The organism is Actinocrispum wychmicini (assembly GCF_004345645.1).
Lineage (GTDB): Bacteria > Actinomycetota > Actinomycetes > Mycobacteriales > Pseudonocardiaceae > Kibdelosporangium > Kibdelosporangium wychmicini.
In genome coordinates this window covers 610,325-632,653 of the sequence record NZ_SLWS01000001.1, presented here as the reverse complement: position 1 = coordinate 632,653, position 22,329 = coordinate 610,325, and the positions used below count along the sequence as shown (strand labels likewise).

At 68.7% G+C, this 22,329-nt stretch carries 22 protein-coding genes; 11 read left to right on the top strand and 11 right to left on the bottom strand.

Annotated features, from left to right (window positions below; genetic code table 11):
• Positions 1 to 4: 4 nt before the first annotated feature.
• On the bottom strand, positions 5 to 1,009 hold the full coding sequence (locus EV192_RS03085; RefSeq protein ID WP_132110848.1) for a substrate-binding domain-containing protein: 1,005 nt from the start codon (positions 1,007 to 1,009) through the stop codon (positions 5 to 7).
• A gap of 116 nt (positions 1,010 to 1,125) precedes the next feature.
• Between EV192_RS03085 and EV192_RS03080 the strand changes: the two genes are divergently transcribed.
• On the top strand, positions 1,126 to 2,112 hold the full coding sequence (locus tag EV192_RS03080; protein WP_132110846.1) for a LacI family DNA-binding transcriptional regulator: 987 nt from the start codon (positions 1,126 to 1,128) through the stop codon (positions 2,110 to 2,112).
• A 31-nt stretch (positions 2,113 to 2,143) separates the two neighbouring features.
• A complete protein-coding gene (locus EV192_RS03075; protein ID WP_243726599.1) occupies positions 2,144 to 2,797 on the top strand; it encodes a class I SAM-dependent DNA methyltransferase in 654 nt (217 codons plus the stop codon).
• Here the strand turns inward: EV192_RS03075 and EV192_RS03070 are convergent.
• The 8 genes from EV192_RS03070 to EV192_RS03035 all read right to left on the bottom strand — a co-directional run bounded on the left by EV192_RS03070 (position 2,755) and on the right by EV192_RS03035 (position 8,291).
• Positions 2,755 to 3,480: an SDR family oxidoreductase gene (locus EV192_RS03070; RefSeq protein ID WP_132110844.1), complete on the bottom strand. Its 726-nt coding sequence runs from the start codon at positions 3,478 to 3,480 to the stop codon at positions 2,755 to 2,757. The two genes, EV192_RS03075 and EV192_RS03070, sit on opposite strands and share 43 nt — an antisense overlap.
• Positions 3,481 to 3,496: 16 nt before the next feature.
• A complete protein-coding gene (locus tag EV192_RS03065) occupies positions 3,497 to 4,612 on the bottom strand; it encodes a glycoside hydrolase family 76 protein (RefSeq protein WP_132110842.1) in 1,116 nt (371 codons plus the stop codon).
• Between the two features lie 79 nt (positions 4,613 to 4,691).
• Complete coding sequence (locus EV192_RS03060; protein WP_132110840.1) at positions 4,692 to 5,333, bottom strand: TrmH family RNA methyltransferase; 642 nt, start codon at positions 5,331 to 5,333, stop codon at positions 4,692 to 4,694.
• A complete protein-coding gene (locus EV192_RS03055) occupies positions 5,330 to 5,698 on the bottom strand; it encodes a DUF2784 domain-containing protein (protein ID WP_132110838.1) in 369 nt (122 codons plus the stop codon). The genes EV192_RS03060 and EV192_RS03055 overlap by 4 nt, the downstream gene beginning before the upstream one ends.
• A gap of 54 nt (positions 5,699 to 5,752) precedes the next feature.
• A complete protein-coding gene (pyrE, locus tag EV192_RS03050; RefSeq protein ID WP_132110836.1) occupies positions 5,753 to 6,307 on the bottom strand; it encodes an orotate phosphoribosyltransferase in 555 nt (184 codons plus the stop codon).
• 18 nt (positions 6,308 to 6,325) lie between these two features.
• On the bottom strand, positions 6,326 to 6,829 hold the full coding sequence (locus tag EV192_RS03045) for a hypothetical protein (protein WP_132110835.1): 504 nt from the start codon (positions 6,827 to 6,829) through the stop codon (positions 6,326 to 6,328).
• Positions 6,826 to 7,593 (bottom strand): SDR family NAD(P)-dependent oxidoreductase, encoded by a 768-nt coding sequence (locus tag EV192_RS03040; RefSeq protein ID WP_132110833.1) that lies wholly within the window; start codon positions 7,591 to 7,593, stop codon positions 6,826 to 6,828. Before EV192_RS03040 ends, EV192_RS03045 begins: the two co-directional genes overlap by 4 nt.
• A 5-nt stretch (positions 7,594 to 7,598) precedes the next feature.
• Positions 7,599 to 8,291, bottom strand: a complete 693-nt coding sequence (locus EV192_RS03035; protein ID WP_132110831.1) for a type III secretion system chaperone family protein — start codon at positions 8,289 to 8,291, stop codon at positions 7,599 to 7,601.
• A 419-nt stretch (positions 8,292 to 8,710) separates the two neighbouring features.
• Between EV192_RS03035 and clpB the strand changes: the two genes are divergently transcribed.
• The 6 genes from clpB to EV192_RS03005 all read left to right on the top strand — a co-directional run bounded on the left by clpB (position 8,711) and on the right by EV192_RS03005 (position 16,722).
• Positions 8,711 to 11,299 carry an ATP-dependent chaperone ClpB gene (clpB, locus tag EV192_RS03030; RefSeq protein ID WP_132110829.1) on the top strand — a complete coding sequence of 863 codons (2,589 nt, stop codon included), beginning with the start codon at positions 8,711 to 8,713 and terminating at the stop codon, positions 11,297 to 11,299.
• Between the two features lie 273 nt (positions 11,300 to 11,572).
• Complete coding sequence (locus EV192_RS03025) at positions 11,573 to 12,403, top strand: DUF4097 family beta strand repeat-containing protein (RefSeq protein WP_165960185.1); 831 nt, start codon at positions 11,573 to 11,575, stop codon at positions 12,401 to 12,403.
• Between the two features lie 148 nt (positions 12,404 to 12,551).
• Positions 12,552 to 14,399, top strand: a complete 1,848-nt coding sequence (dnaK, locus tag EV192_RS03020) for a molecular chaperone DnaK (RefSeq protein WP_132110825.1) — start codon at positions 12,552 to 12,554, stop codon at positions 14,397 to 14,399.
• Complete coding sequence (gene grpE, locus EV192_RS03015; RefSeq protein ID WP_132110823.1) at positions 14,396 to 15,091, top strand: nucleotide exchange factor GrpE; 696 nt, start codon at positions 14,396 to 14,398, stop codon at positions 15,089 to 15,091. Before dnaK ends, grpE begins: the two co-directional genes overlap by 4 nt.
• 24 nt (positions 15,092 to 15,115) lie before the next feature.
• The gene (gene dnaJ / locus EV192_RS03010) at positions 15,116 to 16,279 is read left to right on the top strand and encodes a molecular chaperone DnaJ (RefSeq protein WP_132110821.1); all 1,164 of its coding nucleotides are present in this window, start codon (positions 15,116 to 15,118) and stop codon (positions 16,277 to 16,279) included.
• A complete protein-coding gene (locus tag EV192_RS03005; RefSeq protein WP_132110819.1) occupies positions 16,279 to 16,722 on the top strand; it encodes a heat shock protein transcriptional repressor HspR in 444 nt (147 codons plus the stop codon). Before dnaJ ends, EV192_RS03005 begins: the two co-directional genes overlap by 1 nt.
• 23 nt (positions 16,723 to 16,745) lie before the next feature.
• Here EV192_RS03005 and EV192_RS03000 read toward each other — a convergent pair whose 3' ends face one another.
• Positions 16,746 to 17,945 carry an FAD-binding oxidoreductase gene (locus EV192_RS03000; protein WP_207925866.1) on the bottom strand — a complete coding sequence of 400 codons (1,200 nt, stop codon included), beginning with the start codon at positions 17,943 to 17,945 and terminating at the stop codon, positions 16,746 to 16,748.
• Positions 17,946 to 18,175: 230 nt separating this feature from the next.
• Here EV192_RS03000 and EV192_RS02995 point away from each other — a divergent pair, with 230 nt between their 5' ends.
• From EV192_RS02995 to EV192_RS02985, 3 genes are read left to right on the top strand one after another with little or no spacing between them, the layout of a single operon-like run.
• The gene (locus tag EV192_RS02995; protein WP_132110817.1) at positions 18,176 to 18,907 is read left to right on the top strand and encodes a pyridoxamine 5'-phosphate oxidase family protein; all 732 of its coding nucleotides are present in this window, start codon (positions 18,176 to 18,178) and stop codon (positions 18,905 to 18,907) included.
• Positions 18,907 to 19,350, top strand: coding sequence for a MarR family winged helix-turn-helix transcriptional regulator (locus EV192_RS02990; protein WP_132110815.1), 444 nt, complete (start codon positions 18,907 to 18,909; stop codon positions 19,348 to 19,350). Before EV192_RS02995 ends, EV192_RS02990 begins: the two co-directional genes overlap by 1 nt.
• 48 nt (positions 19,351 to 19,398) lie before the next feature.
• Positions 19,399 to 19,845 (top strand): MarR family winged helix-turn-helix transcriptional regulator, encoded by a 447-nt coding sequence (locus EV192_RS02985; protein ID WP_132110813.1) that lies wholly within the window; start codon positions 19,399 to 19,401, stop codon positions 19,843 to 19,845.
• A gap of 131 nt (positions 19,846 to 19,976) precedes the next feature.
• Here the strand turns inward: EV192_RS02985 and EV192_RS02980 are convergent, their stop codons facing one another.
• Entirely contained in the window at positions 19,977 to 22,328 is a 2,352-nt protein-coding gene (locus tag EV192_RS02980; RefSeq protein ID WP_132110811.1) for a glycoside hydrolase family 65 protein, read from the bottom strand.
• Between the last annotated feature and the right edge of the window lies 1 nt (position 22,329).

Below are 22,329 nucleotides of genomic sequence, written 5' to 3'. Positions count from 1 at the left end.
CGGCTCAGCCCCAGCAGTTCTGCAGGCCCCAGGCGGTGTCCTGGCTGGTGATCCCGGGCAACGGCTTGTCCGTGATCACCGCGACACCGGTGTTCACGAAGCCACCGGGCTTCTTGCCGGACCTGGCGAACTCGAGCGCGGCCTGCACGCCCTGGGCCGCCATCTTCTTCGGGAACTGCATGACCGTCACCGCCACCTTGCCGTCCTTCACGTCGGTGACACCTTGGCACGAGCCGTCGATCGACCCGATCACGACCTGCCCGGCGAGGTTCTTCGCCTGCAAAGCCGCGTACGCGCCGCGCGCGGCCGGCTCGTTGAGCGTGTAGACGGTGTTGAGGGACGTGTCCCGCTGCAACAGGTTCTCGGTGACCTGCTGCGCCTTGTTCTGCTCACCGTTGGTGGCGTCGCCGCCGAGGATGCCCGCGTCGCCGTCCTTCAGGCCGATCCCGGCCAGGAAGCCGTTGTGGCGCTGCTCACTCACGGTCGAGCCGGGCGTGCCGTCCAGCATGATCACCTTGGCGGTCCTGCTGCCGAGCGCGGCCTTGACGTACGCGCCCTGCAGGCGGCCGGCCTCGGTGTTGTCCGTCGCGTACGTGGCGTCCACGGCGGCCTTCGGGTCGGTCTCGGTGTCCAGCGCGATCACGAGCACACCCTTGGCCCGCGCGTTCTTGATCGCGCCGAGGATGCCGGTGGAGTTGCTCGGCGTGATCAGGATGGTCTTGGCGCCCTGCTGCACGAGGTTCTCGATCGCCGCGACCTGGCCCTCGTTGTCGCCGTCGAACTTGCCGGCGAGCGCGATCAGGTCGGCGCCGGCCTTGTCCGCCTCGGCCCTGGCCGAGTCGCGCAGGGCCACGAAGTACGGGTTGGCGTCGGTCTTGGTCACGAGACCGACCTTGATCTTGCCGCCATCGGCGGGTTGCCCACCACTGCCGGTCTTCTGGCTGGTACAACCACTCGCGGCGAACGCGAGCAGACCGGCGGCGATGATGGCGAGACCACGTCGTCCCATTGACTTCCCTCTCTGGCGTGCCTGGTTGCGGGGAAGTTAATAAGTCACCTAGCCTGTCGCAACCGTTTGCGCAAACGCTTCCGCATGTTGCTCACAGGGGGCTCGGCTTGGTCACCATGAAGGATGTCGCCCAAATGGCGGGCGTCTCCATCACCACGGTCTCGCACGTGGTGAACTCCACGCGCGCCGTGGCCCCGGAGACCAAGTTCCGGGTGCTCGACGCCATCGAGCGCACCGGCTACACCGGCGACGCGATCGCCCGTTCCCTGGTCACCGGCGGCACCAGGTCGTTGGGGGTTGCGATCTCCCTGGTCGCGAACCCGTACTTCGCCGAACTGATTCAGGCCATCGAGCACGAGACCACCAAATCGGGTTACACCCTCGTGCTGACCGACACCCACGACGAGGCCGCCACCGAGCAGTCGGCGGTCCGGGCCCTGCGGTCCCGCCGGGTCGACGGGCTCATCCTCACCCCCTCACCGAACGGCAAGGTGCTGCCCGAGCTCAAACAGCTGGGCATCCCGATGGTGCTGGTCGACCGGTTGACCGTGGGGCAGGAGTTCGACCAGGTCGGCCCGGAGAACGTGCACGCCACGTCGGCCCTGGTGCAACACCTCGCCGACCTCGGGCACCGGCGGATCGGCATGGTGAGCGGGATGCCGGGCCTGGCGACGTCCTCCGAGCGGGTGCTGGGCTACCGGCTCGGCCTCGGCCGGTCAGGCCTGATCTGGGACGAGAGCATGGTGATCACCGGCGAGTCCGCGGCCGAGCCGGCGGCGATCGCGTTGGGAAAGCTGCTCGATTTAGACAACCCACCGACCGCCGTCGTCGCCGGCAACAACGTGATGCTGTCCGGCGTGTTGCACGAGGCGCGCCGCCGTCGGGTACGGATCGGTTCGGATTTGGCGGTCGTCGGCTACGACGACGTGGAGTGGGCGGACCTGCTGGACCCACCGGTCACCACCATGGCCCAGCCGATCGCGGAGATCGGCCGCACCGCGGTCCGAATGCTGCTGCTACGAATCGCCGACCCCTCCCGTCCCCCCACAACCACCCGCCTGCAACCCGTTCTGATGCACCGACAATCCTGCGGCTGCCCCTGAACTGTCGGTGGGTGTGGCTATCGTCCCGGCCGTGACCTTCCTTGAACCTATCCGCACCGCGTACAACACGGTTGCCGAGTCCTATCACTCGATGCTGCGCGACTCGCTCGACGACATTCCGTTCTACCGCGCGATGATCGACGCGTTCGGGTCGGTTGTGTCCGGCGCGGTGGCCGACATCGGGTGTGGTCCTGGCCATTTGACGGCACACCTGCGCGGGCGTGGCGTGGACGCGTTCGGCATCGACCTGACGCCGGGCATGATCGACGTGGCCCGGCGGGAGTACCCCGGCATCCGGTTCGAGGTGGGCTCGATGCTCGCGCTGGACCTCAAGGACGAAAGTCTCGGCGGAATCCTGGCCAGCTACTCGATCATCCACATGCCGCCGACGGAGTACCCGGCGGTGTTCGGCGAGTTCCACCGGGTACTCGCGCCGGGCGGGCACGTGCTCGTCGCGTTCCACGTGGGCGACCGGATCCGGCACCTGACCCAGGGCTACGGCCACGACATCGACCTGGACGTCCACTGGCTGCGCCCGGACCACATCGAGGCGCTTTTACAGGACGCGGGCCTGAAGGTGATCGCGCGGTTGGTCCAGGAGCACGAACTGCCGGACAAACCGCAGCAGGCTGTCCTGGTCGCTCAGCGGCCGCCGCTGATGGTCAACACCGACCCGACCACATAGGAGGCCGCGTCGGACAGCAGCCAGGCGACTCCTTCGGCGATCTCGTCGGGCCGGCCGGCCCGTTTGAGCGGGATCGACGGCGCGACGCGGTCGAGTCGGTCCGGGATGCCGGCGGCCGCGTGCATGTCCGTGTCGACCATTCCGGGAGCGACGCAGTTGACCCGGATGCCCTCGTCCGCGACCTCCTGAGCGAGGCCGTAGGTGAGGGTCTCAACAGCGGATTTGCTTGCCGCGTAGTGCACCCACTCGCCCGGCGACCCACGCTTGGCGGCGGTGGACGAGATGTTGACGATCACGCCACCGCCGCGGCCGTACTTCGTGGACATCCGCCGCACGGCCTCCCGGTTGCCCAGGAACACGCCGTACACGTTGGTCTCGAAGACTTTCCGGACGCTGTCGAGCGACTGGCCGTCGAGCCGGCCGAACGTGCCGGTGATGCCCGCGTTGCACACCACGCCGGTGAGCGTGCCCAACTCCTCGGCGGCGTCGAAGAGCCGCACGACATCGGCCTCGTCGGCCACGTTCGCGCGAACGGCCAGGCCGCCGGTGTCGTCGGCGACGGCGTCGGCCGCGGCCTGATCGCCCGCGTAGTTGACGACGACGGTGTGCCCCTGCTCGGACACCTGGCGACAGATCGCAGCCCCGATTCCGCGGCTACCCCCGGTGACGATCACAACTCCCATACCGCCACTCTACGAGTCAGCGGGACCGTTCCAACAACGCCGCCGCTTCCAGAATCATCCAGCCGCCCAGCTGTGCCGAGAGTTCGCGTTCCGGAATCGTGTGCCGGGGGGAGCGCGGCACCCGGGCCGGCAGTGTCCAATCTGGACCGTAAAGCGGTCCTCCCCTTGCCACCGCGCGATTCCGCCATGCCGCCGCCGCGCTCGTCATGACAAGTTGTTGCGCTATCTCGCTGGCCGCGATCGCGGTGACCGAGAACCCGGTCAACGCGGGTAGCCGCAACGCCGCCAACGCCAGGTACCGGGCCAGAATCCCGGCGTACAGCCCGCCGTCACCGCCGCCGTGGCCGCGCAGCACGCCGTTGTTGGCCAGGTGCTCGCTGATGGCGATGACTGTTCGCTCCGCCCGTTCCGCCCACACCGGATCGCCGGCCGCCGCCAACTCCAGGCACACGCCCAGGAAGACGCCCTGCGTGTACGTGTACGCCTCCTTGACCATCTCCCGGACTTCACCGTCCATGTTCACGTGCAGCCCCACCCACAACAGGCCGACGGTCTCGTCCAGCAGGTGGTCCTCCATCCATTCCGCCATCGCCCTGGCCTGCTGCAGATCGACCCGGTCTCCCAGACGGGTCAACAGGATCGTCGCGGGTCCGTTCGCCCGGACGCCCTTGAAGTCCTCGCCGACGCGGGACCAGATGCCGCCGCCCGCGTGGTCGGTCCACGCGTAACGCAGCCTGTGCACGATCTCCTTGACGGCGTCGTCCACAGGCACCAACGCAGAGGCGCGAAGCAAGGCCAGTCCCATGAAGGCCGCGTCGCCGTAGTCGTCGCTGGCCCATCTCCGGCCGTTGCGGAGGCGGACGCTTCTCACTATCCGGGAGAGATGGGACACGCGCACGGGGTTGGGATACCGCTCCTGCGCGTCCACCATGCAGTCGATGAGGTGTGCCTGGGCCCAGTAGTTCCACCGCCGGTAGAGGCGCTCACTCCTGGTGGCCGGCCAGCCGTCCACGCCCAGCAGGGTTCCGGGTTGGGCCCAGAGTCTGCGCAGGTGCCGGGCCTGCACGCCCAACTCGGACACCGCGGCGCGGGCCGCCCACAACCGCGCGCTCGCCACGATGTCATTGCCCATACTCGACATCGTGCGGTCTGAATCGGTTCCGAGGAACCCCGAAGACGGACACTCGCCCCACTTGGGGTAATCAAATCACTTACAAGGCAGCGTCCAGATCCGCGTGATCGCGGATCCATGCGTGCATCACTATGCCCGCGGCCACGCCCGCGTTGATCGACCTGGTGGAGCCGAACTGCGCGATGGACACCGTGATACCCACGGCTTTCCTTGCCGCGTCGGTCAGGCCGGGCCCTTCCTGGCCGAACAACAACACACAGTGACGGGGCAGCTTCACCGTTTCCAGCCGCGCGGACCCTGGCGTGTTGTCCACACCCACCACCGTGAGTCCCTCCTGTCCCGCGAATTTCACGAGCGACTCGATGTCCGGGTGATGCTCGATGTGCTGGTACCGGTCGGTCACCATCGCGCCGCGCCGGTTCCAGCGCCTTCGTCCCACGATGTGGACAGTCCTGGCCAGGAAGGCGTTGGCGGTCCGCACGACCGTGCCGATGTTGTGGTCGTGCTGCAGGTTCTCAATCGCCACATGGAAGTCGTGCCGTCTGGTGTCCAGATCCGCGACCACGGCCTCGCGACGCCAGTAGCGGTACTTGTCCACGACGTTGCGACGGTCGCCGCCCGCCAGGAGTTCGGGGTCGTAGCGTGGGTCCGTCGGCACGGGCCCTTCCCATGGGCCGACACCGACCGGTTCGCCGAACACCCACTCGGTCGGGCCGGTCATGCGACTACAGCGCGGCGACGACGCCACAGCATGTACGCGCCCGCGTACGAGACGACCAGAACGACCACCGCCAACACTGCCACCACCGGCAACAGGCTACGCGGGATCAGATGGTCGTAGATGTAGTACTCGTTGAAGCCACCCGGCATCGACGGCAGGCCCTGCTGGTGCCGGAAGTAGTCCTGGGCCGTGGTCAGCGGGCAGAGCAGGCCAGGGACCGTGTTGATCGCGACGCCCCAGGCTGCGAAGAACAGGTGGACGAAGATCGACTTGGGCCACCGCCACGCCAAGAACCCGCCCAGCCCGATGTAGAGCAGGGCGAGGAAGTGCACCGCCATCACCACGTCGGCCAATAACCCAGCCACGGCATCAGCCTACCGCTGCCGCCGCGGCTCTGTCGGTGGCGCGGGCTCCACCATCTACATCAGACCAAGATCGGCCAGTCCGAGGAGTGACCGGTACCGAAGCCCCTCGGCCTCGATCGCCTCACGCGCCCCGGTCGCCCGGTCCACCACGGTCGCCACGCCCACCACGTCCGCGCCCGCTTCGCGCAGGGCCTGGACCGCGGTGAGCACGCTGCCGCCGGTCGTTGAGGTGTCCTCGACCGCGAGCACCCGCTGGCCGGCCACCTCGATGCCCTCGATCCGGCGCTGCATGCCGTGCTCCTTCGCGGCTTTGCGCACCACGAACGTGTCCAGCACCTCGCCGGCCGCCGCGGCGGCGTGCATCATCGCGCACGCGACCGGGTCGGCGCCGAGCGTGAGACCGCCCGCGGCCACGTAGTCCCAGTCGGTCGTCAGCTGCCGCAACAACTTCCCGATCAGGGGCGCGGCCGCGTGATGCAGGGTCGCCCGACGCAGGTCGATGTAGTAGTCCGCCTCCTTGCCGGAGGACAAGGTCACCTTGCCGTGGACCACGGCCAGTTCGGTGATCAGGCGGGCGAGTTCGGACTGGGCGTTCAGATCGACGGGCACAGGACCCCACCCTAGGCGTTAGCCCTGCCAGAGGTGCGGAGGCACCTGGTCGAGCGCGTCACACGTGGAGTTCAACAGCCCCATCAACTTGGTGGCGTCCATCCGGCCCCTGATCCACGTGATCAGGCTGGCGCCCTCGAACCGTTGGTTGGCCGGCAACTGAGCGGCGAGTTGCGGAGTCGGCGGCCGGGTGGTCAGCACGACCACCGAATACCGGTGTGTCGGCGAACTTCCCTCGCCGTCGCCAGGAGGGGAGAAGCTGTAGTCGAACGCCACCATCGGATAGCCGCGATACTGGCCCGACAGCACGAAACGCGCCTTGCGGTAGTGGCCCGTGCCGAACGGCTCACCGGTGAACCGCGCCGGCAGCTGGGGATCCTCGGCAAGGTATCGCCAGCCGTACTGCTGAGCGAGCGTGGTGTAGGCCGTGTCCTTCTGGCGGTTACGTGCCCGCATCGCGACAGCACCCAGTACCGCCAGGACAACGAAGACGACGACCAGCCACCATAACCCGTTGTTCACGTGCGGTCCCGGCTCCCCTTGCTCTCCATCCGACGCAGCAGGGCCGACGGGATCAGCCGCGTCAGCCCGATCGCGAGCTTGTACTGCGCGCCTGGGACGGACCGGATCCGGCTGTGCGCCAGGTCCTTGAGGCAGTCCGCCACGACCCGGTCCGCGTCGAGCCACAGGAAGTCGGGGATCGTGCTGATGTCGTCGCCGGCGCGAGCGTGGAACTCGGTGTGCGTGAACCCCGGGCACAGCGCGATGACGCGCACACCCGTGCCCTGCAGGGAGACCGCGAGACCTTCGGAGAACGCGGTCACCCAGGCCTTCGAGGCGCCGTAGGTCGCACCCGTGCCGGGGAAGAATCCGGCGATGCTGGAGACGTTGACCACCGCGCCCCGGCCGCGCTCGACCATGCCCGGCAGCGCCGCGTGGGTCAGCCGCAGGACGCTGGTGACGTTGACGTCCAACTGGCTCTGCAGCCAGTCGATGTCGACCTCGGCGAACCGGCCGCGGGTGCCGAAGCCGGCGTTGTTCACCAGCAGGTCGACCGGTGACTCGGCCAGGCGCCGCTCGACCTTCAGCCGCCCCTCGGCGCTGGACAGGTCCGCCGGCAGTATCTCGACGTCGACGCTGTGCTCGGCGCGGATCTCCTCGGCCACGCTGTGCAGGCGGGGCTCCGTGCGCGCGACCAGCACCAGGTCGTGACCTTCACGCGCGAGTCGACGCACGAACGACAAGCCGATTCCGGCGGTCGCGCCGGTGACAAGGGAAGTCGGCATCACACCTACTGTTGTTGGCCGTGTCGCCCGGGTGGGAGCTGCGCGGTGCCGTCCTGGGCGTCGTCCTCGAACGGGTCGACCACGTCCGCGACCTCACCCAGCGACCGCAGCAACCGCTCCAGCCGGGACGGGTTCGCGTTCACCGGCGCGGCGGCCAGCACCCAGCCGTCCTCGATCCAGGCGACCATCACGTCCGGCCCGACCTCCTCGGCGGCGTCCACCAGGTCCGGGGTGATCAGGGCACGGGCCTTGGCCAGGTCGGAGACGAACGCGTACCGCTGGCCAACCGGACCGAGCAGCTCCGGCATGTGCTCCTGCTCGAACGGGACGCTCGGCAACCACAGCTCGATGACCACAGGATGCTTGCGGCGGCACTGGACGGCCGCGATGACCGCGCTGACCCGGCCGCCGTTGTCCAGGTCGAAGACGTAGACGCGGCGTCGCCCGTCGGCGGTGAACGTGGACCCTGCGACGACGTCCGCCGCGTTGCCCCCGCCGTAGTAGGCGACCGCGCCGCCCTGCCACTGGGTGGGCAGCACATGGTCGGTCTCGGTGAACTGCCAGCCGCGCAACGCGGCCCACCGGCGTCGTTCCCGGTTGCGCGAGGTTCGGACGGCACGATCCCGCGCGAGCAGGGCGACGCCACCGAGAGCCGCCAGAGCGGCTACGGCGAACCAGACCCAAGAGGGGAAGCCCACCCGATGAGGGTAGCGGTCGGTGGCCGGAACAGGAGATCACGGGCCCCGCGCGTCTCGGCTCGGCGGATCACCTGCTCGTCGCCGCACCGGGGCGGCCCGTTGGGGCGGCCGAGCGGGTGGACCTGCGTGCCCGGTCTTTCGCCGCGCGGGCGGGACCCGTCACCCTGGGCGAGGGCAGTCCACCCGGACGGCCGCTTGCCCGGCGCTGTCGGATGCGACCATTTGTTCCATTGTCCACCGTACTGTGGATAGCGACCTGCGGTTTGTGGACAACTTGGCCGGTTGTGTGGACAACGGCGTTGGTACATGTGAGTGAAACTGGGTTGAGCGGAACAGACTCAACTTTTCTGACGTTGAGCACAGGGACGGCCCATGCGGGAAGCTGGGCAGCGGCGCAACCACGTGTACTGAGGTGAGGGATGGACGCTTTCAACCCGACCACGAAGACCCAACAGGCGGTCTCCGCGGCGCAGCAGGCCGCGACCGTGGCCGGAAACCCGGACATAACGCCGGCACATCTGCTGGCCGCACTGCTGGCGCAGGGCGACGGGTTGACGGCTCCGCTGCTGACCAACGTCGGCGCCGACCCCGGGGTCGTGCGCAAGGACCTGGAGCAGATCACCGCCGGCCTGCCGTCGGCGACGGGGGCGACCGTGTCGGCGCCCCAGCTGAACGCGGAGGCGGGCCGGTCGCTGCAGCAGGCGCAGAAGCTCGCGACCGAGATGGGCGACGAGTACGTCTCGACCGAGCATGTGCTCTGGGGCCTCGCGGCCGAGCGCGGCCAGGTCGGCGACCTGCTGCGTCGGCACGGCGCCACCCCGGACGCGCTGCGGGAGGCGTTCACGAAGGTCCGCGGCTCCTCCCGGGTGACCTCGCCCGACCCCGAGGGGACGTATCAGGCGCTGGAGAAGTACGGCGTCGACCTGACCGCGCAGGCCCGTGCCGGCGACCTGGACCCGGTGATCGGGCGGGACGCCGAGATCCGGCGGGTCGTGCAGGTGCTGTCGCGACGGACCAAGAACAACCCGGTGCTGATCGGCGAGCCCGGTGTCGGCAAGACCGCCATCGTGGAGGGCCTCGCCCAGCGGATCGTCGCCGGTGACGTGCCGGAGTCGTTGCGCGGCAAGCGCGTCGTGTCCCTCGACCTGGGTTCGATGGTCGCCGGCGCGAAGTACCGTGGCGAGTTCGAGGAGCGGCTGAAGGCGGTCCTGAAGGAGATCACCGACTCGGCCGGGCAGGTCGTCACGTTCATCGACGAGTTGCACACGATCGTCGGCGCGGGCGCGACCGGCGAGGGCGCGATGGACGCCGGCAACATGATCAAGCCGATGCTGGCCCGTGGCGAGCTGCGGATGGTCGGCGCGACCACATTGGACGAGTACCGCGAGCACATCGAGAAGGACCCGGCGCTGGAGCGCCGCTTCCAGCAGGTGCTCGTCGGCGAACCGTCCATTGAGGACACCATCGGGATTCTGCGCGGCCTGAAGGAACGCTACGAGGTGCATCACGGCGTCCGGATCACAGACGCGGCGCTGGTGGCCGCGGCGTCGTTGTCGGACAGGTACATCACCGCGCGATTCCTGCCGGACAAGGCGATCGACCTGATCGACGAGGCCGCCTCCCGGCTGCGGATGGAGATCGACTCCCGGCCGGTCGAGATCGACACGGTCGAACGGGCCGTGCGCCGGCTGGAGATCGAGGAGATGGCGCTGGCCAAGGAAGAGGACGCGGCGTCGAAGCAACGCCTGGCCGCGTTGCGCGCCGAACTGGCCGAGAAGCGGGAGGAACTGTCCGCGCTGACTGCCAGGTGGCAGAACGAGAAGGGCTCCATCGACAAGGTCCGTGGCCTGAAGGAACAGCTGGAGCAGTTGCGCGGCGAGTCCGAGCGGGCCGAGCGCGACGGTGACCTCGGGCGGGCCGCGGAACTGCGGTACGGCCGGATTCCGGCGCTGGAGAAGGACTTGTCGGTCGCGACCGAGTCCACCAAGACCGAATCGGTGATGCTGAAGGAGGAAGTCGGCCCGGACGACGTGGCCGACGTCGTGTCCGCGTGGACCGGGATCCCGGCCGGCCGGCTCCTGGAGGGCGAGACCGCCAAGCTGCTGCGGATGGAGGACTCGCTGACCCAGCGCGTGGTCGGCCAGGCCGAGGCGGTCCGGGTGGTGTCCGACGCGGTCCGGCGCAGCCGCGCCGGAGTCGCCGACCCTGACCGGCCCACCGGGTCGTTCCTGTTCCTCGGCCCCACCGGGGTCGGCAAGACCGAGCTGGCGAAAGCGTTGGCGGAGTTCCTGTTCGACGACGAGCGCGCGATGATCCGGATCGACATGAGCGAGTACGCGGAGAAACACTCCGTGGCCCGCCTGGTCGGCGCCCCACCCGGGTATGTCGGCTACGACCAGGGCGGCCAGCTCACCGAGTCGGTGCGGCGCCGGCCGTACAGCGTGGTCCTGCTGGACGAGGTGGAGAAGGCCCACCCGGACGTGTTCGACGTGCTGTTGCAGGTGCTCGACGACGGCCGCCTGACCGACGGCCAAGGCCGCACGGTCGACTTCCGCAACACGATCCTGGTGCTGACCTCGAACCTGGGCTCCGCGGCGATCGCCGACGCGACCCTGACCGAGCAGCAGCGCAAGGACGCGGTGCTCGCGGTGGTGCAACGCCATTTCAAGCCGGAGTTCCTGAACCGGCTGGACGACGTGGTGGTCTTCCACCAGCTCGCCACCGAGGAGCTCACCACCATTGTGGACATCCAGGTCGCCCGGCTCGGCGAGCGCCTGGCCCAACGCCGGCTGACCCTGGAAGTCACGCCGACCGCCCGCGACTGGTTGGCCCTCAACGGGTTCGACCCGATCTACGGCGCCCGTCCACTGCGTCGCCTGGTGGCCTCGGCCATCGGCGACGAACTGGCGAGGAAACTGCTGTCCGGAGCGATCCGCGACGGCGACAAGGTGGTCGTCGACACCACTGACGACGGAGCCCGCCTCCAGGTCGCCGGCGCCCAGCAGTAGTTGGCCGGTCTTCAAGACCCCCATCCACAGGGTTGGTAGGTCTTGGAGACCGGCATACCCGGTTGCGCCGAACGGGGGTAGGGGCAGCACCCCCGGGTGTTCGGAAGCCAACTCCAGGGCGGTGCGCGGCCCTGATGCGTAGGTTCCTTGCTGACGGTCCACTCAGGGTCAGCGGTCCGGGTCGGGTTCGGGGTGGTCCCCGATGCCCGCGCGGACGTTGGCTCGTAGTTTTCGGAGCGTCAAGGACCGGAGCTGATGAGCGGAGAGCCAGGAATGTCTCGTCGACGTGTTGTGGTGGGGGTCTGCGCGATCGGGGTGGGCACGCTGGTGCTGTCCGGGTGCGGCTTCCGGGTGGCGTCGCAGCAGTTCAGCGACGACAACGCCGTCCAGCAGACGGTGTCGGCGGTTCGGATCGAGAACGGTTCGGGCCGGGTGCACATCAGTGTCGGCGCGAAGCCGGGGGTGCACCGCACGGTGTATTACCAGAACGACAAGCCCGCGCAGACCTCCCACTTCGAGGGGGACACGTTGGTGTTGGAGGACTGCAAGATCCGCAACTGCTCGATCGACTACGACGTGGTCCTGGCCGCCGGTGCCAAGGTCATGGGGGAGGTCGGGTCGGGGGAGATCGAGCTGACGGGCATGTCGGAGGTGGGGGTGCAGGCCGGCTCCGGCAACATCACCGTGCGTGATGTCGCCGGACCGGTCACCGTGAAGGTCAGTTCGGGGCGGGCGGAGTTGTCCGGGCTCGGGCAGTCGGCCGTGGTGGAGGCCAGTTCGGGGGATGTCCGGCTGACTGACGTCAAGGGGGACGCCACGGTCGTCGCCCGGTCGGGCAGCGTCGTCGGCACCGGACTGAGTGGGAAGACCTCGGTGCAGAGCTCGTCCGGGGATGTGACGCTCACCATGGCGGCCAGCCAGAACGTGAAGGTGACCGCGTCCAGCGGGGACATCCGGGTCAACGTGCCGAAGGGCACCCCGTACAAGACGTCGGTCACGACGTCCAGCGGCGACCAACGGGTCAACGTGGCCACCGACCCCAATGCCTCGACCGTCATGGAACTGCAGGCGAACAGCGGCGACGTGACCGTTGACTACAGCTGAGCCGGGTCGGGAACAAACCCGGACGCACGCTCGTTGGCCTTGTCAGGAAGGTTGAGCGGGATCCGCTCAAGTCTGGTTTGACTGGCAAAGTCCTCTCGGAGCAGACTTGAGCGCAACAGGCTCAAGGACACATACCAGGAGGATTGAAATGGCGCGAGCGGTCGGCATCGACCTGGGGACGACCAACTCTGTCGTCGCCGTTCTCGAAGGCGGTGAGCCGACGGTCATCGCCAACTCCGAGGGTTCGCGGACGACCCCGTCCATCGTCGCCTTCGCCAAGAACGGCGAGGTGCTCGTCGGACAGCCGGCGAAGAACCAGGCGGTCACCAACGTGGACCGCACCATCCGTTCGGTCAAGCGGCACATCGGCAGCGACTGGAAGACCGCCCAGATCGACGGCAAGAGCTACACCGCGCAGGAGATCAGCGCGCGGGTACTGATGAAGCTCAAGCGGGACGCGGAGGCGTACCTGGGCGAGCAGATCACCGACGCGGTGATCACGGTGCCCGCGTACTTCGAGGACGCGCAGCGGCAGGCCACCAAGGAAGCCGGCCAGATCGCCGGCCTGAACGTGCTGCGGATCGTGAACGAGCCGACCGCGGCCGCCCTGGCGTACGGCCTGGACAAGGGCGAGAAGGAGCAGACCATCCTGGTCTTCGACCTCGGCGGCGGCACGTTCGACGTGTCCCTGCTGGAGATCGGCGACGGCGTGGTCGAGGTCCGGGCGACCAGCGGTGACAACCACCTCGGTGGCGACGACTGGGACCAGCGGATCGTCGACTGGCTGGTGGACAAGTTCAAGCAGTCCAGCGGCATCGACCTGACCAAGGACAAGATGGCGCTGCAGCGGATCCGGGAGGCCGCGGAGAAGGCGAAGATCGAGCTGTCCAGTTCGAGCAGCGCCAACATCAACCTGCCGTACATCACGGTGGACGCGGACAAGAACCCGCTGTTCCTGGACGAGACGCTGACCCGTGCGGAGTTCATGCGGATCACCACGGACCTGTTGGACCGCACCCGGGCGCCGTTCAACAACGTGATCAAGGACGCCAGCATCAACGTCGCCGACATCGACCACGTGGTGCTCGTCGGCGGCTCCACCCGGATGCCCGCCGTCACCGACCTGGTCAAGGAGCTGCTCGGCGGCAAGGAGCCGAACAAGGGCGTCAACCCGGACGAGGTCGTCGCCGTCGGCGCCGCGCTGCAGGCCGGTGTGCTCAAGGGCGAGGTCAAGGACGTCCTGCTGCTCGACGTGACCCCGCTGTCGCTCGGCATCGAGACCAAGGGCGGCGTGTTCACCAAGCTGATCGAGCGGAACACGACCATCCCGACCAAGCGTTCGGAGATCTTCTCCACCGCCGACGACAACCAGACCACCGTGGGCATCCAGGTGTTCCAGGGTGAGCGCGAGTTCGCCGTGCACAACAAGAAGCTCGGCACGTTCGACCTGACCGGACTGCCGCCGGCGCCGCGTGGCGTGCCGCAGATCGAGGTCACCTTCGACATCGACGCGAACGGCATCGTGCACGTGTCCGCGAAGGACCTGGGCACCGGCAAGGAGCAGTCGATGACCATCACCGGCGGCTCGGCGCTGCCCAAGGAGGACATCGACCGGATGGTCAAGGACGCCGAGGCGCACGCGGAGGAGGACAAGCGCCGCCGCGACGAGGCCGACACCCGCAACCAGGCCGAGACGCTGGTGTACCAGACCGAGAAGTTCTTGAAGGACAACGAGGACAAGGTCCCGGCGGACGCCAAGGAGAAGGTCACCGCCGCGATCGCCGAGGCCAACGAGGCGCTCAAGGGCGAGGACACGGCCACGATCAAGGCCGCGGTCGAGAAGCTCTCCCAGGAGTCGCAGGCGATGGGCCAGGCCATGTACGCCAACGCCAACGCCGCCCAGGGTGCCGCCGGTGGCGGCTCGGCCGGGTCGTCGACCCCGCCGCAGGACGACGTGGTTGACGCCGAGATCGTCGACGAGGGCGACAAGAAGTGACTGACCAGCAACCCACCAACGGAACCGGTGAGGAGCCGCGTGTGGTCGTGCGCGACCGTCGCCGGATAGACCCCGAGAGTGGGGAGGTCCGGTCAGTGCCCGAGGCCGCCGAGGAGGTGCCCGCCGACGAGGCGGGCGCCGTCGTGGACGGCGAGGCGCCAGCGGCGCAGCCGCCGATCGAGGCCGAGATCCTCGGGGAGGCCCTGCTGCAGGCCCAACTCGACGAGCGCACCGCGGACCTGCAGCGGCTGCAGGCGGAGTACGCCAACTACCGCAAGCGGGTGGACCGCGACCGGGAAGGCGTCATCGCCAACGCCAAGGCGTCGGTGGCCTCGGAACTGCTGGGTGTGCTCGACGACATCGAGCGGGCGGCCGCGCACGGCGACCTGACCGGCGCGTTCAAGTCGGTGGCGGACAAGCTGATCGCGACTGTGCAACGAGTCGGACTCGAACCGTTCGGACACGAGAACGAACCGTTCGACCCGGCCGTGCACGAGGCGGTGCAGCACGGTACGTCCTCGGACGTGTCCGGCCCGACGGTCACCGCGGTGCTGCGCCGCGGCTACCGGTTCGGCGAGCGCACGCTGCGTCCCGCGCTGGTCGCCGTCACGGATCACGAGGCGGAAGAGCAGAAACCCGTTGAAGCGGAGTGGATCGAGCCGTCTGATGGCGAGTCGGACGAACAGCGATAAGAGCAGGAGAGGAGGGGACGTCCGGTGAGTGCGAGGGACTGGATCGACAAGGACTTCTACCGCGAGCTGGGCGTCTCGTCCAGCGCCACGGACGACGAGCTGAAGAAGGCGTACCGCAAGCTCGCCCGCGAGCTGCACCCGGACGCCAACCCGGGCAACGCCGAGGCGGAGGCGCGGTTCAAGGCGGTCTCCGAGGCGTACGGCGTCCTGGGCGACCCGGAGAAACGCAAGCAGTACGACGAAGCCCGCCGGCTGTTCGGCACCGGCGGGCTGCGCGGCTTCGGCGGTGGCGGCGGCGGCAACTTCGACATGGGCGACCTGTTCGGCAACGCCAACCAGGCCGGCGGCGGCTTCAGCGGGCTCGGCGACATCCTCGGCGGCTTGTTCGGCCGCCGCGGCCAGGGCACGGCGGCCGGCCGCCCACGCCGTGGCGCGGACGTGGAGACCGAGGTCAGGATCGATTTCCTGGAGGCGGTCAAAGGCGCCACGGTCCCGTTGCGGCTGTCCAGCCCGTCCACCTGCGGCACCTGCGCCGGCTCGGGCGCCCGGCCGGGCACGTCCCCGCGGACCTGTCCGACCTGCAACGGCGCCGGCCTGATCAACCGCAGCCAGGGCGCGTTCGCGTTCAGCGAGCCGTGCCGGGACTGCCGGGGCACCGGCCGGATCGTGGACGACCCGTGCCCGGAGTGCGGCGGCGACGGGGTCAGCACCAAGAGCCGGACGCTGACCGTGCGCATCCCGCCGGGGGTGGAGGACGACCAGAAGATCCGGTTGGCCGAGCAAGGTGAACCGGGTCAGAACGGCGGCCATGCGGGTGACTTGTACGTCCGCGTGCACGTGACCCCGCACGCCGTTTTCGGCCGCTCCAGCAACGACATCACCATCACGGTGCCGGTGACGTTCCAGGAACTGGCGCTGGGCAGCACGTTGACGGTGCCGACCCTGGACGGCAAGGTGACCTTGCGGGTCGCGCCGGGCACGGCCAACGGGCGGGTGTTCCGGGTGCGCGGCAAGGGCGTCGTCAAACGTGAGGGCGCCACCGGCGATCTGCTCGTGACTGTGCAGGCGGCGGTGCCGGCCAAGCTGAACGCGGAGGCCAAGGCCGCACTGGAGGCGTACGCACAGGCCACCGCCGGCGAGGATCCGCGACCGGAGCTGACCGCGTTGCTGAACCAGAGGACCGGATGATGATCTCGTTCCCCAGCGGAGTCCCCTTCCCGGCCAACGCCGACGAGGACACCCCGATCTTCGTGATCTCGGTGGCGGCCCAACTGTCCGGCCTGCACGCACAGACCCTGCGCAGCTACGACCGGCTCGGCCTGGTGTCCCCTGGCCGCACGTCAGGCGGCGGGCGCCGGTACTCCATGCGCGACATCGCCGTGCTGCGTGAGGTGCAGCGGCTCTCCCAGGAGGAGGGCGTGAACCTGGCTGGCGTCAAGCGGATCATCCAACTGGAGAACCAGGTCGACGCGCTGCAGGCGCGCGTGCATGAACTCGCCGAGGAACTGGCCGCGGCCTACGCTGCGGCCGAGCAGGCGGCGGCCGCCATCCACAAGTCGTATCGGCACGAACTGGTCCCCGTCCGCCGCCAAACAGCTTTGGTTGTCTGGAAACCGCAGCCACGACGCTGACGACCACCGGGTGACCGGGGCGCTCAGTCCAGCGTGAACGGGTCGTAGGTGATGTGGTCCAGCGGTGTTCCCGCGACGAGCATGCGGGACACCGTTGACCGGATCATCCCTGGCGACCCGCTCACCAGCACGTCCCGTTCGGCCCAGGCGCCGTAGCGGGTCACCACGTCGGCCAGGGTGCCGTGCTCGACCCCGCTGGCGTCCGGCTCGGACTCCAGCACGGGCACCACGGTCAGCCACGGGTTGCTGGACGCGAGGTGCTGCAGGTTTTTCAGGTCGTACAGGTCTTCCTGGACGCGTCCGCCGTAGAACAGGTGCACGCGCGGGTTCTCGCCCCATTGGCCGAGCTCGTCGATGATCGCCCGCATCGGCGCCAGACCGGTGCCGCCGGCGACCATCACCAGGTCCCGGCCGTTCTCGCGGTCCACCCGCATCCGGCCCATCGGCGGGCCGACCCGCCACACCTCGCCGGGCCGGGTGTGCCGGACGATGGCGCGGCTGACCCAGCCGCCGTCGACGTTGCGGACATGGAACTCGATCGACCCGTCCTCGCGCGGCGCGTTGGCCGGGGACAGGTAACGCCACAGCCGGGGCCGGTGCGGGCACTCCACGCTCAGGTACTGGCCGGGCTGGTAGGGGATCGGGTGGTCGGGCCGGACCGTGACCACGGCGAGGTCCCAGCTCAACGGCCGGTGGTCGATGACGGTGGCGGGCCACCAGGCGGGGCCGTCCTCGGCGTTGGCGGCCTCCAGCATCGCGCGGGCCATGATCGTGTACGCCTCGGCCCACGCGCGTTCGATCTCGTCGGTCCAGGACTTGCCGGAGTACTTCTTCACCCCGGCGATCAGGGCTGTGCCGACGGCCTCGTAGTGGGCGCTGATCACACCGAACTTGCGGTGGTCGCGCCCGAGCTGGCGGAGGAACGGAACCAGGTCGTCCGGGCGGTCGACCAGCTGCACGATGTGCACCAGCGCCCGTAACAGCCGGGACCGCTGCACCTCCATGTTGGCGGGGAACATCTCCCGCGCGCCCGGCGACAGGCTGAACAGCATCCCGTAGAAGAACCTGGCCACGTCGTCCGCGTGCGGCTCCACTACGGCGAAGCTCTCGCGAACCAGCCGGACCATCGCGGCCGCGCCGGACGCGGCGTCCGCGGATCTCGAAGGTGTGGCCGCGGATCTGGGTGTCTGTGGTATCGGGCTCACTAGTGCGTTTGCGGTCATGGTCGGGGCACGGACTCCAACCTCTGGCTAAGACGTCGTGTTCGACGTCACTGTTCTCATGCGTCCATCCCCCGACAGGGTTGGACACTAACCCGATTCTCGTGCCATGTCCGCCTTGATACCACCTTCGTGTACTCGTGGGTCACAGAAAGTCCGACCTTGTCCCTCGTCCGGCTGATACCGGGTGGGCGACCTGTGCCACCCACCCCCGATATGAAACTGTTACCCGCGTGCCTTCCGCAACCCCGACCCCGACCGGCACCGCCGAGGCGCACCTGTTGGACCTGGAACTCGCCGAGCACGAGCCGGCGACCTCGGTCGTCGACCCGCTCGCCGACAGCGAGTCGGAACGCCTCCCCGGGTCCCGTGGTGAACATCTCCTCCAATGCGCCTACGGCAGCCGTGACCGTGCCAAGAAGTTCTACAACGACCAACTGCTCGATCACCTGAACGACGCGATGATCGAGTTCATCGGCCGGATGGACATGGCGTTCGTCGCCACCGCGGACGCCGCGGGTGAGTGCGACTCGTCGTTCCGCGCCGGGCCGCCGGGCTTCATCCAGGTGCTCGACGACCGGCACGTGGCCTACCCGGAGTACCGCGGCAACGGCGTCCACGCCAGCCTCGGCAACGTCAGCGAGAACCCGCACCTGGCGATCCTCCTGGTGGACTTCGTCCGCGACCTGATCGGCCTGCACGTCAACGGCCTGGCCAGGGTCGTCGACGACGCGGCCATGCGGTCGGAGTTCCCGCACCTGGTCGCCGACCGCAACGTGGAACGTTGGGTGGTGGTCGAGGTCGAAGAGGCATACATCCACTGCCGCAAACACATCCCCCGGCTGCAGCCGGTCGAGCGGACCCGCGACTGGGGCACCGACGACGTGAAGCGCAAGGCCGGTGACTACTTCGGCGCCAAGGGCACGCCGCGACCGTGGCACGGAGTGGTGCAGACTTCCGGGTAGTGAACACGTCCCACCCACGCGAGTCCGCAGCTCATGACCTGGAACACGAGCTGTCGGTGCTGTTCGGCCGGGCCCGGAGCGTGTCGCTGACCCTGGCCGCGCAGATCCACCCCGGGTTGGACGCGGCCTGCTACTCGATGTTGCTGCACCTCGGCGACATCTCCCCGGTCCGGGCCGCCGACGTGGTCGAACGCACCGGACTGGACAAGTCGACGGTGTCCCGGCAGATCGCCCGCCTTGAGGAGCTGGGCCTGGTCGAACGCGTGGCCGACCCCACCGACGGCCGCGCCCGCCAGGTCCAGCTCACCGCGGTGGGGACCCAACGCCTGAACACGGTCCGGGCGGATCGCCGGGCCCGGCTGCGGGCGATTTTCGACAACTGGTCGACCGAGGACATCACGGCATTTTCTGCCCTACTCGCCAAGCTCAACCGTGACCTGTGACCCTATATAGTTGTTATAAGCAACCAAAATAGCGGTGGAGGTAGGGCAATGAAGCCGACCGCCGAGCACTATGTGGCGCTGCTGCGCCAGATCCGCGCCCTTGTCGAGCTTCAGCACGCGACGACCACGCGCAACTGGCAGGAGTCCCGCCTCCAACCAGGCGCCGGAAAGCTACTGGCCGAACTGTCCTACCGGGGCGAGGCCCGGGTCTCCGACCTGGCCGAGCAACGTTTCGTCGACGCGTCCGTCGTCAGCCGCCAGGCCGCCCAACTGGAGAAGGTCGGCCTGATCGAACGACGCCGCGCCCCCGAGGACGGCCGGGTCATGCTGCTACGCGTCACCCCGGACGGCGAGCGGACCCTGGAGGAATGGCGCGGACGCCAAGTCGACATGCTCGCCGAAGCCCTACACGGCTGGGACGCCGAAAAACTGGCCCAGGTCGCGGAGCACCTCACCGAGATCAACGACAGTTTCCGTGCCCTACTCCGCGACTGACAAACCCCCGCCCTCCCAGGGGGGCGACCCCGATGCCAGCGTATCGCCGATGGGGGCTTGGGAGCAGGTTCGACAACAGTGAGTCCGTGCGAAGGGGCCTTTCGCACGGACTTCACTCCAACGGGGGTGGGTCAGGCTGGGCGGCGGCGGGCTGGGGCGCGGCCGTGGGGTTGGTGGGGGGACGGTCGGCGGGGGGCGGCTGGCACGGTCAGTTGGACCGGGTCCGTGCCCAGCTTGAACTCCTCGCCGTGATGTACCAGGTCGATCGGGTCGCCGGAGAGCAGCCGGTACTCCGCGTGTTCCTGCCAGACCTGTACGCCGATTCGCGTGCCGCGGTAGGACATCCGGAACGAGACGCGAGCCAGTTCGCTGGGCAGCCTCGGTGCGAAGCTCAGGTGGCCGTGGTAGTCGCGCATTCCGCCGAAGCCGCCGACCACGGCCATCCAGGAGCCGGCCAGGGACGCTATGTGCAGGCCGTTCTGGACGTTGTCGTGCAGGTCGTGGAGGTCGGTCAGGGCGGCTTCGGCGAAGTAGTCGTAGGCCAGGTCGAGGTGGCCGACCTCGGCGGCCAGCACTGCTTGGGTGCAGGCCGACAACGACGAGTCCCGGACGGTCAGGGCTTCGTAGTACGCGACGTTCCGGGCTTTCTGTTCGTCGGTGAACTCGTCGCCGCAGAGGTGCATCGCCAGCACCAGGTCGGCCTGCTTCACGACCTGCTTGCGGTACAGGTCGAAGTACGGGTAGTTGAGCAGCAGTGGGTAGCCCTCGGGCGGGGTGTTCTTGAAGTCCCAGCGGGCGTGGTGGGTGAAGTTCTCCGCTTGCGGGTGCACGCCCAGGTCTTCGTCGTACAGCACGACCATCGCGTCGGCCGCGTCGCGCCAGCGGGCGGTCTCCTCTTCGTCCACACCGAGTTCGTGTGCCGCTTGGGGATGGCGTTCGGCGGCGGCTGCGGCGGCGCGGAGGTTACGGCGGGCCATCAGGTTCGTGTAGACGTTGTTGTCCACAATGGCCGTGTACTCGTCCGGGCCGGTGACGCCGTCGATCCTGAAGTTGCCGTGGGCATCGTGGTGGCCGAGGCTGGCCCACAGGCGCGCGGTCTCCACGAGCAGTTCCAGGCCGCATTCGGACTCGAACCTGGCGTCGTTGGTGGCGTTCATGTACCGGATCACCGCGTCGGCGACGTCGGCGTTCACGTGGAACGCGGCTGTGCCGGCCGGCCAGTAGCCGGAGCACTCCTCGCCGTCGATGGACCGCCACGGGAACGCGGCGCCCTTCTGGCCGAGGGTCTTCGCCCGCTCCCGCGCTTTGTCCAATGTGGAGTGACGCCAGCGCAGGGCGTCCCTTGCCGACTCCGGGATGGTGTACGTCAGCACCGGCAGGACGAAGGACTCCGTGTCCCAGAAGGCGTGCCCGTCGTAACCGGGGCCGGTCAGGCCCTTGGCCGGGATCGCCCTGGTCTCGCCGCGGGCCCCGGCCTGCAGCACGTGGAACAGGGCGAACCGGACGGCCTGCTGCAGCTCGGCGTCGCCGTCGATCTCGATGTCCGCGGTGTTCCAGAAGTCGTCCAAATAGGACCGTTGCTCGTCCAGCAGGCCCTGCCAGCCGGTCTGCAGCGCGCCGACCAGGGCCGCGTCGACCTGGGCTCGCAACGCCGGCGCGGACCGCTGGCTGGACCAGCCGTAGGCGAGGTACTTGACGAGGCTGAGCTTGCCGTTCTTCGGGACGTCCGCGGCCACGGTCAGCCGCGCGAGGTCAGGCAGCGCCTTGATCTCCGAGCGGATGCCGTCGTCTTCGAGGTGCAGTTCGTGGTCCATGGCCGCGGCCACCCGCAGGCCCGAGGTCCGCGTGTGGTGCGACAACGTGGCACGCATGTCGTCTGCCCACGCGAACTCACTGATCAGCGGTTTGTCCAGGGCCGCGGCCACGCGCGGGTCTTCCGTGCGGGACAGGATCGGTTCGTTGGCCAGCAGGTCCGACTGGATCACCAGCTGCAGCGGTCCGTCGAGCGGCTCGACGGTGTAGTGGATCGCGGCGACCGCGCGCTGGGTGAACGACACCAGCCGCTCGGTCGTCACCCGGATGTGCCGCCCGGTCGGCGAAACCCACTCGGTGGTCCGCCGGAGCGTGCCCGAGCGGAAGTCCAGCACACGCTCGTGCATCGGCGCCTGGCCGTAACGCATGTCCAGCGGCTCGTCTTCGACCAGCAGCCGGATGATCTTGCCGTCGGTCACGTTGACGACGGTCTGACCGTCCTCAGGGAAGCCGTAACCCGCCTCGGCGTACGGCAGTTTGCGCCGCTCGTAGAAGCCGTTGAGGTAGGTGCCCGGCAGGCCACGGGGCTCGCCTTCCTCGAACGTGCCACGCAGTCCGATGTGACCGTTCGACAGCGCGAAGGTCGATTCGGTCCGCCGCAGGGCGTCCAGGTCAAGACCGCGCCACCGCAGCTGCCACGGCTCGATCTCGTAACGCGGGGTGGTGGTCATG

Excerpts from the sequence above, each read along its gene's own strand:
- EV192_RS03065 (WP_132110842.1), bottom strand. The coding sequence starts at position 4,612 with ATGGGCAATGACATCGTGGCGAGCGCGCGGTTGTGGGCGGCCCGCGCC.
- EV192_RS03060 (WP_132110840.1), bottom strand. The coding sequence starts at position 5,333 with ATGACCGGCCCGACCGAGTGGGTGTTCGGCGAACCGGTCGGTGTCGGC.
- EV192_RS02985 (WP_132110813.1), top strand. The coding sequence starts at position 19,399 with ATGAAGCCGACCGCCGAGCACTATGTGGCGCTGCTGCGCCAGATCCGC.
- EV192_RS03085 (WP_132110848.1), bottom strand. The coding sequence starts at position 1,009 with ATGGGACGACGTGGTCTCGCCATCATCGCCGCCGGTCTGCTCGCGTTC.
- dnaK (WP_132110825.1), top strand. The coding sequence starts at position 12,552 with ATGGCGCGAGCGGTCGGCATCGACCTGGGGACGACCAACTCTGTCGTC.
- clpB (WP_132110829.1), top strand. The coding sequence starts at position 8,711 with ATGGACGCTTTCAACCCGACCACGAAGACCCAACAGGCGGTCTCCGCG.
- EV192_RS02980 (WP_132110811.1), bottom strand. The coding sequence starts at position 22,328 with ATGACCACCACCCCGCGTTACGAGATCGAGCCGTGGCAGCTGCGGTGG.
- EV192_RS03025 (WP_165960185.1), top strand. The coding sequence starts at position 11,573 with ATGTCTCGTCGACGTGTTGTGGTGGGGGTCTGCGCGATCGGGGTGGGC.
- EV192_RS03000 (WP_207925866.1), bottom strand. The coding sequence starts at position 17,945 with ATGACCGCAAACGCACTAGTGAGCCCGATACCACAGACACCCAGATCC.
- EV192_RS03040 (WP_132110833.1), bottom strand. The coding sequence starts at position 7,593 with ATGCCGACTTCCCTTGTCACCGGCGCGACCGCCGGAATCGGCTTGTCG.
- EV192_RS03070 (WP_132110844.1), bottom strand. The coding sequence starts at position 3,480 with ATGGGAGTTGTGATCGTCACCGGGGGTAGCCGCGGAATCGGGGCTGCG.
- EV192_RS03080 (WP_132110846.1), top strand. The coding sequence starts at position 1,126 with ATGAAGGATGTCGCCCAAATGGCGGGCGTCTCCATCACCACGGTCTCG.
- EV192_RS03005 (WP_132110819.1), top strand. The coding sequence starts at position 16,279 with ATGATCTCGTTCCCCAGCGGAGTCCCCTTCCCGGCCAACGCCGACGAG.